Raw genomic sequence first — 6980 nt, forward strand, 5'->3', positions numbered from 1 at the left:
TAGATTAATATTCTTTACTTTATTAGGAGAGTGATAGAGAGATGAATAAACTTAAAGTGATTCAAATTGGGGTTGGAGGATTTGGTCAATCGTGGTTAACCATTTTAAAAGACTTTAACGAAATTGAACTAGTTGCTGTTGCCGATGTTGATGAAAAAAATATCCAACATGCACAGCTTTTGCTGAATGATGACTCTGTTCAAATGTTCCAAGATCATCAGGAAGCACTTAAACAAGTTGAAGCAGATATAGCTGTCATTATTACACCACCGCAAACACATAAACATCTTGCATTAGACGCTCTACAGGCAGGATTATATGTCTTCATGGAAAAACCTATCTCCCATACATTCGAAGATGCAATAGATTTATATAACGAAGCGAAAAAGTACGAAAAATTTATTATGATCAGCCAAAATTACAGATGGAGACCTGAGATAGAAGTGATAAAAGATTGCATTCAAGCAGGAACCATTGGGACTGTTGAATACGGAGAGTGGAATTTTCGAAGAGCAACAAAATTCGGTGGTTGGCGGGATACGTATACTGAAATTTTAATAGAAGATATGTGTATCCATCACTTTGATTTATTAAGACATATTTTAGAGGAAGAACCTTCTTCGATCTATGCAAAAAGTATAAAACCATCCTGGAGCTGGTTTGGTGGGAATGGTGTTGCAAGCGCTATCATTAAATTTGATGATATATTAATAAATTATTTTGGAAGTTGGGTGACAAGAGGGAAAGAAACATCTTGGAATGGCGAGGTGCGGCTGGTAGGAAGTAAGGGAATAATTGAATTAATTGATGATATACCGTTCCTGACCCTTGAGGATGGGGCAACTAAAGAGCTGGCACTTCCAAGCATGCCTTATACAGATAGAGAATTTTCGATCTATGAAATGGTTCAGGCTATAAAAGAAAATCGAAAACCAATCACACATCTCGAAGATAACTTAAAAAGCTTTGCAATGGTCGGTGGAGCTCTTCAATCGATTAAAAAAGGAGAAGAAATAACACGATTAGATAATATATGTAATGAGCCAATTAAATAAATAAGGAGGCATTTTGATGAAGTCACATTGGAAAATGATAAGCGGTTTACTATTCATAATCCTGCTTGCACTCGCTGGATGCAGCAGTGATGATGCAAGTAATGATCAACAAGGTGATGAAGTCATAACATTAAAGGTTTGGGATTATTTAAGTCCGGACTCACCTCCAGAACAGGAACAATTAAAATTGCTGCAAAAGTATGAAGAAAGTCACCCGAATATTAAGTTTGAAAGAACGTATTTCCCGTTTGCTGATTTAAAAACAAAGCTTCTTCAAGGAATTGCTGGCGGTGAATTGCCTGATATCGTAGTTATCGATAATCCTGATCATCAAGCATTTGCAGCCGCAGGAATATTTGCAGATATTACAAAAGAAGTAAAAGCATGGGGTGAAGCAGATCAATATTTTGATGGTCCAAAAGAATCGATTATGCTAAATGGGAAATACTACGGTATCCCTAACAACAGTAATGCTCTAGCACTTTATTACAATAAAGACATGCTTGATGAAGCAGGTATTTCCCAGCCGCCAAAGACTTGGGATGAGTTGAAAGAGGCAGCGAAAAAATTAACGAATGATAAACGAAAAGGATTAGCAATTGCTGCATCTAAAAGTGAAGAAGGTACATTCCAATTTCTCCCTTACCTTTGGCAAGCTGGAGCAGACCTAAATTCCTTTGGAAGTCCAGAAGCCATTTCTGCCATGAAATTAATTCAAGTTATGGTAAAGGAAGGATCGATGTCAGAAAATATTATTAACTGGAATCAGCAGGATGTTCTTGTTCAATTTCAAACAGAAAAAGCAGCCATGATGGTAAACGGGCCGTGGCAGCTGCCTGTTTTAAGAGAAGAATCTAAAGACATTAATTGGGGTGTTGTGTTAATGCCAGAAGGGGAGGGAGCTGCTTCCATACTTGGTGGAGAAAATTGGGCAATTACAGAAACCTCTGAACACAAGAAAGAAGCATGGGATTTTATTAAGTGGACACAAAAGCCTGAAGTATTAGGACCTATGCATGAGCTTGGCGGACGCCTCCCTAACCGTGAAGATGTTGCTAATGATAAGAGGTATGAATGGAATAAAGATCCTCAATTACGAGTTTTTGTACAACAAATTAAAACATCAAGACCGCGTGCTTACGGAACAAAGTATCCCGATATCTCAACCATTGTTCAGGAAGCCCTTCAACGTGTCATTACTGGTGAAGATGTTGAAAAAGTGATGAAAGAATCTGCTAAAGAAATAAAGCCTTTATTACCAAAGTCTATAGAATAAGTAAATTGGAAGAAAGTTTCTTGATCATGAAACATTAAATTGGAGGCGAAAAAATGGAAGCGGATACAAGGGTTGAACCAAGTCGGAAGGTCAGCGGTTCATTAGTGTTTCGTTCATCTTTAAAGAAAAAAATGACAAAATATTTGTTCATTCTGCCTTCCTTTCTTTTTGTTGTAATCTTTATGCTATATCCGATTTTTTATAATATTATCATTAGTTTTCAAGACTTCACGATCATGAATTTAAAGGGTGAAAAGCCGTTTATTGGTCTTGAAAATTATTTTCAAGTATTTGAAGATGATAGATTTGTGCCCGCTTTGAAAAATACTGTGATTTACACAGTTTCATGTATCTTTTTTCAGCTTTCGATTGGGTTTTTATTAGCATTGTTTTTCAATCAAAAATTTCCATTTCGTAATTTTTTCAGGTCGATCCTTCTTTTGGCATGGATGACACCGCTTGTAATTACAGGAACGCTGTTTAAATGGCTTTATGATGTTGACTATGGGGTACTCAATTATCTTCTAGTTCAAATGGGGGTAATGAGTGAACCAATTAACTGGTTAGGCCAGCAAAGTACTGCATTAGTAGCTATTATCCTGACAAATATTTGGATTGGGATTCCTTTTAATATGATTCTCTTATTATCCGCCTTGCAAGCACTGCCGAATGATGTATATGAAGCGGCGAAAATCGACGGGGCGTCAAGAGTACAGTCCTTCTTTAAAATTACAATGCCACTTATGAAACCGGCCATATTGGTTATTTTAGTACTTGGAATTATCTACACATTTAAAGTGTTTGATATTATCTTGGTTATGACAGGAGGGGGACCAGTTACGGCTACACAGGTTCTGCCGTTTTTCGGTTACGAACTGGCATTTGTAAACTTTAAATTTGGTCTAAGCGGCGCAGTAGCGACTGTTATTCTATTAATCTTAACATGTATCTCTCTTATTTACTTGTATTTAATCAGGAAGGAGGAGTCAATGTGAAGAATTATTCTGTTAGGCAATATGGGATGTTTGTCATCGCTCTAGTTATAACCGCAGTGTTCTTATTTCCGATCTATTGGATGATTACGACATCTATTAAGCCAATTCAAGATGTATTCGCAACTCCGCCGATGATTTTTCCTGAAACAATACAGTTTGATGCTTATAGGAAAAATATTATTGAAGATCAAAGTATTTTGTTGTACTTAAAAAACTCATTTATTATTGCGATTGGTACATCATTGCTTACTCTTTTATTAGCGCTGCCTGCAGCATACGCGATGGCACGGTTTAAATTAAAAGGAAGCGCTGTCTTTTTGTTAATTTTACTTGTCACCCAAATGATCCCTGGTATTATGACAGCGATGCCGCTATTTATCTTGTTCAGCAAATTAGACTTACTTAATAGTTATGCAGCTCTCATTATTGGAAACACGACACTTGCCCTGCCATTTGCGATTTTAATCATGCGTCCATTTTTTCTATCGGTCCCAAAAGGGCTGGAGGATGCCGCTGTTATTGATGGTTGTAACCGCTTTACCGCTTTTGTGAGAGTGGTTCTTCCATTAACAAAACCGACGTTGCTAACGGTTGGAACGTTTAGTTTTTTATTCGCATGGGGAGATTTAATCTTTGCTTTGACTCTTGCTACAGATGAAAAAATTCGACCACTAACGTTAGGTTTAACGAAATTTATTGGCCAATACGGAACTGAGTGGGATGGATTAATGGCAGTCTCAACAATTGCAGCTGCACCGATTATTATTTTGTTTATTTTCCTGCAGAAATACATTGTAAGCGGAATTACAGCAGGATCTGAAAAATAAAAAATTAAGAAAATAAAGGGAGAGATTTTGATGAAATTAGGAGTTTTTGCTGTTTTATTCTCTGAGAAATCGTTAAATGAGGCACTGGATTATATTCAGGAATCTGGCCTTGACACTGTAGAAATCGGAACAGGCGGGTATGTTGGGAATGCTCATTGTAATCCGAGAGAATTATTATCGGATCAAACGAAATTTAACTCATTCATTGAAGCATTTCAATCTCGAAACATACAAATAAGTGCTTTAAGCTGTCACGGTAACCCTTTGCATCCTAATAAGGAGATTGCAGCAGAACATCATCAAGTATTTCAAGATACTGTTCGTCTCGCTTCAAAGCTGGGAATTGAAAATGTGGTTACGTTCTCAGGGTGCCCTGGTGAATCTGATTACTCGCTGCATCCAGTTTGGATTACATGCCCATGGCCAAATGATTTTTCAGAGGTAGTCGATTGGCAATGGCGTGAAAAGGTCATCCCTTATTGGCAGGAACAAAATCACTTTTTAAAAGAACATAATGTAAGAGTTGCAGTAGAACCACATCCAGGGTTTGTTGTTTATAACACAGAAACATTGCTTCGTTTAAGGAAAGAATGTGGAGGGCAAATTGGAGCGAATTTTGATCCAAGCCATTATTTTTGGCAAGGAATGGATCCAGTGGCATGTATCAAAGCGTTAGGCAAAGATAATGCCTTGTTTCATTTTCACGCGAAAGATACAAGAATAGATCGTCAAAACAATCCATTGAATGGTGTGCTGGATACGAAGAGCTATAAGGATATTTCAAATCGCTCTTGGGTTTTCCGGACTGTTGGCTATGGTCATGGTGAGGATACGTGGAGAGAAATAATCAGCAGCCTGCAAACAATTGGTTATCAAGGTGCTATTAGCATTGAACATGAAGACGGTCTAATGAGTATTGAAGAAGGGTTCACAAAAGCAGTTGATTTCTTGCAGGATAAATTAATTAAGGAAGGAGCCAAAGAATTGTGGTGGGCATAACGACAAAACAAGTAAGAATAGGAATGGTCGGATACAAATTTATGGGGAAAGCACATTCCCATGCTTACCGGGATGCTTCGTTTTTCTTTGATACTGAGGTTGAACCTGTCATGCAAGCAATTTGTGGGAGGAATGAGGAAGGAGTAAAGCAAGCCGCCCAAAAAATGGGCTGGCTAAGTTTTGAAACAGATTGGCGGAAGCTTATTAATCGAGATGATATCGATTTAATCGACATTGTTACCCCAAATAATAGTCATGCTGAAATAGCCATTGCAGCAGCAGAGGCAGGTAAGCACGTTTATTGCGAAAAACCACTTGCCTTTAATTTGGAGCAATCCAAACGTATGCTTGAGGCTGTTCAGAAAAATAATGTCCTTCACATGATTAATTACAATTATCGTTTTGCACCTGCCGTACAATTTGCAAAAAAACTAATTGAAAGTGGGCGGCTGGGAAAAATCTATCATATTCGTGCGACCTATTTACAAGATTGGATTATGGATCCGAATTTTCCTCTTGTCTGGAGATTGCAAAAAGAAACCTGTGGATCTGGATCTCATGGAGATTTAGCTGCACATCTTATCGACATGGCGAGATTTTTAGTGGGAGAGTTCCAAGAGGTAAATGGGATTTTGGAAACATTTATTAAACAACGCCCAATTGTTGAAGAAAGCTCAGGGTTAAGTGGAACAGCTTCGACTGAAAAAATGGGTGATGTAGATGTTGATGATGCAAGTGTATTTATTGCTCGGTTTGAGAATGGGGCGATTGGAACGTTTGAAGCAACACGTTTTGCCGCAGGAAATCGGAATGGAAATCGATTTGAAATTAACGGTGAAAAAGGTTCAATCCGTTGGGATGTTGAAAATATGAATCATTTAGACATTTATTTTCATGAAGACGAACCTGGCTTACAAGGATTTAGAACAATAAATTGCACAGAAGATATCCACCCCTATGCAAGCGCCTATTGGCCTGCAGCACATATCATTGGCTACGAACACACCTTTATAAATTTAATCGTAGAATTACTAAACGGAATCAACAAAGGCTGCAGTCCTTCGCCAAACTTTTTTGACGGTGTGAAAAATCAAGCGGTCCTAGAAGCTGTTGAACGATCTTCTAAAACAAAGCAATGGGTGACAATCGAAGAAATGTTAATTTAACCATTAAAAAGGATATAGAGCTTGGAGGCAATTCTCCAAGCTCTACCTGCGTGAAATGAATTTCATTTGTTTCCAAAAGATTTAAGCTTTAAACAAAAATAAAACTTCCTTTGCAGCAATGAAAATTCGGTCTTGCAACCTCATTTATTGAACAAAGGTGGATCATCCGATCATGGGTACTAATTGCTTGGTATATACAAAATGAAACTGTAAGTTCCACATAGTTTTCTTCAAAGCGCTTCAGCCAATATGGAGTTGTGGGTTGAACAGGTGAAGAAAAACAATTTCTACACTTTCCATCTTTACTAGCCATAAGGTACTGTAATTGGCCACAACTACCCATTTTCTTTCCCTGTCACAAAATTTACTGGCGGATTCTTCGAAATTATTGGCCGGAAGAGCGATTTTATTTTCCATTACCAAATTTTTTTGTCCTGACTGATCCTTTATTGGCCGTTTTGACCTGATACTTGCCACAACAATTTGTCCAAACTTGAAAAATGCTTCAACGGCTCATAGAGATCATCGAGTATCATGCTTTATAGAGCTAGTGCAGACCACCGGTCTATGGTCAAGACCCCAAAAAGTGGAGATGTAAAAAAACCGGAGCTGTTTCTAAAAGGAAATGGCTCCCTTTTTATTCATTAAGTTTTTGATCGTTC

General features: G+C 37.8%; 6 protein-coding genes. All 6 read left to right on the plus strand.

Features of this window, described 5'->3' with window-relative positions; all coding sequences use genetic code 11:
• The first annotated feature begins 41 nt into the window (after nt 1–41).
• Genes IC621_RS24880 through IC621_RS24905 form a run of 6 tightly spaced genes read left to right on the plus strand, consistent with a single transcriptional unit; the run spans nt 42 to nt 6318 of the window.
• Entirely contained in the window at nt 42–1055 is a 1014-nt protein-coding gene (locus IC621_RS24880) for a Gfo/Idh/MocA family protein (protein WP_191162579.1), read from the plus strand.
• Nucleotides 1056–1071: 16 nt separating this feature from the next.
• Nucleotides 1072–2331: an ABC transporter substrate-binding protein gene (locus IC621_RS24885; protein ID WP_191162581.1), complete on the plus strand. Its 1260-nt coding sequence runs from the start codon at nt 1072–1074 to the stop codon at nt 2329–2331.
• Between the two features lie 53 nt (nt 2332–2384).
• The gene (locus IC621_RS24890) at nt 2385–3326 is read left to right on the plus strand and encodes a carbohydrate ABC transporter permease (protein ID WP_224752805.1); all 942 of its coding nucleotides are present in this window, start codon (nt 2385–2387) and stop codon (nt 3324–3326) included.
• Complete coding sequence (locus IC621_RS24895; protein ID WP_318153121.1) at nt 3323–4153, plus strand: carbohydrate ABC transporter permease; 831 nt, start codon at nt 3323–3325, stop codon at nt 4151–4153. The genes IC621_RS24890 and IC621_RS24895 overlap by 4 nt, the downstream gene beginning before the upstream one ends.
• A 30-nt stretch (nt 4154–4183) precedes the next feature.
• The gene (locus tag IC621_RS24900) at nt 4184–5152 is read left to right on the plus strand and encodes a sugar phosphate isomerase/epimerase family protein (RefSeq protein WP_191162585.1); all 969 of its coding nucleotides are present in this window, start codon (nt 4184–4186) and stop codon (nt 5150–5152) included.
• Nucleotides 5153–5175: 23 nt separating this feature from the next.
• Nucleotides 5176–6318: a Gfo/Idh/MocA family protein gene (locus tag IC621_RS24905; RefSeq protein WP_224752809.1), complete on the plus strand. Its 1143-nt coding sequence runs from the start codon at nt 5176–5178 to the stop codon at nt 6316–6318.
• Nucleotides 6319–6980: the final 662 nt, after the last annotated feature.

It is taken from the genome of Metabacillus arenae, from assembly GCF_014773385.1.
In the GTDB taxonomy this organism is placed as follows: domain Bacteria; phylum Bacillota; class Bacilli; order Bacillales; family Bacillaceae; genus Metabacillus_D; species Metabacillus_D arenae.

Bases quoted from the DNA above. Each gene is read 5' to 3' on its own strand.
- IC621_RS24880 (WP_191162579.1), top strand. From the start codon at position 42: ATGAATAAACTTAAAGTGATTCAAATTGGGGTTGGAGGATTTGGTCAA.
- IC621_RS24885 (WP_191162581.1), top strand. From the start codon at position 1,072: ATGAAGTCACATTGGAAAATGATAAGCGGTTTACTATTCATAATCCTG.
- IC621_RS24890 (WP_224752805.1), top strand. From the start codon at position 2,385: ATGGAAGCGGATACAAGGGTTGAACCAAGTCGGAAGGTCAGCGGTTCA.
- IC621_RS24900 (WP_191162585.1), top strand. From the start codon at position 4,184: ATGAAATTAGGAGTTTTTGCTGTTTTATTCTCTGAGAAATCGTTAAAT.
- IC621_RS24905 (WP_224752809.1), top strand. From the start codon at position 5,176: ATGGTCGGATACAAATTTATGGGGAAAGCACATTCCCATGCTTACCGG.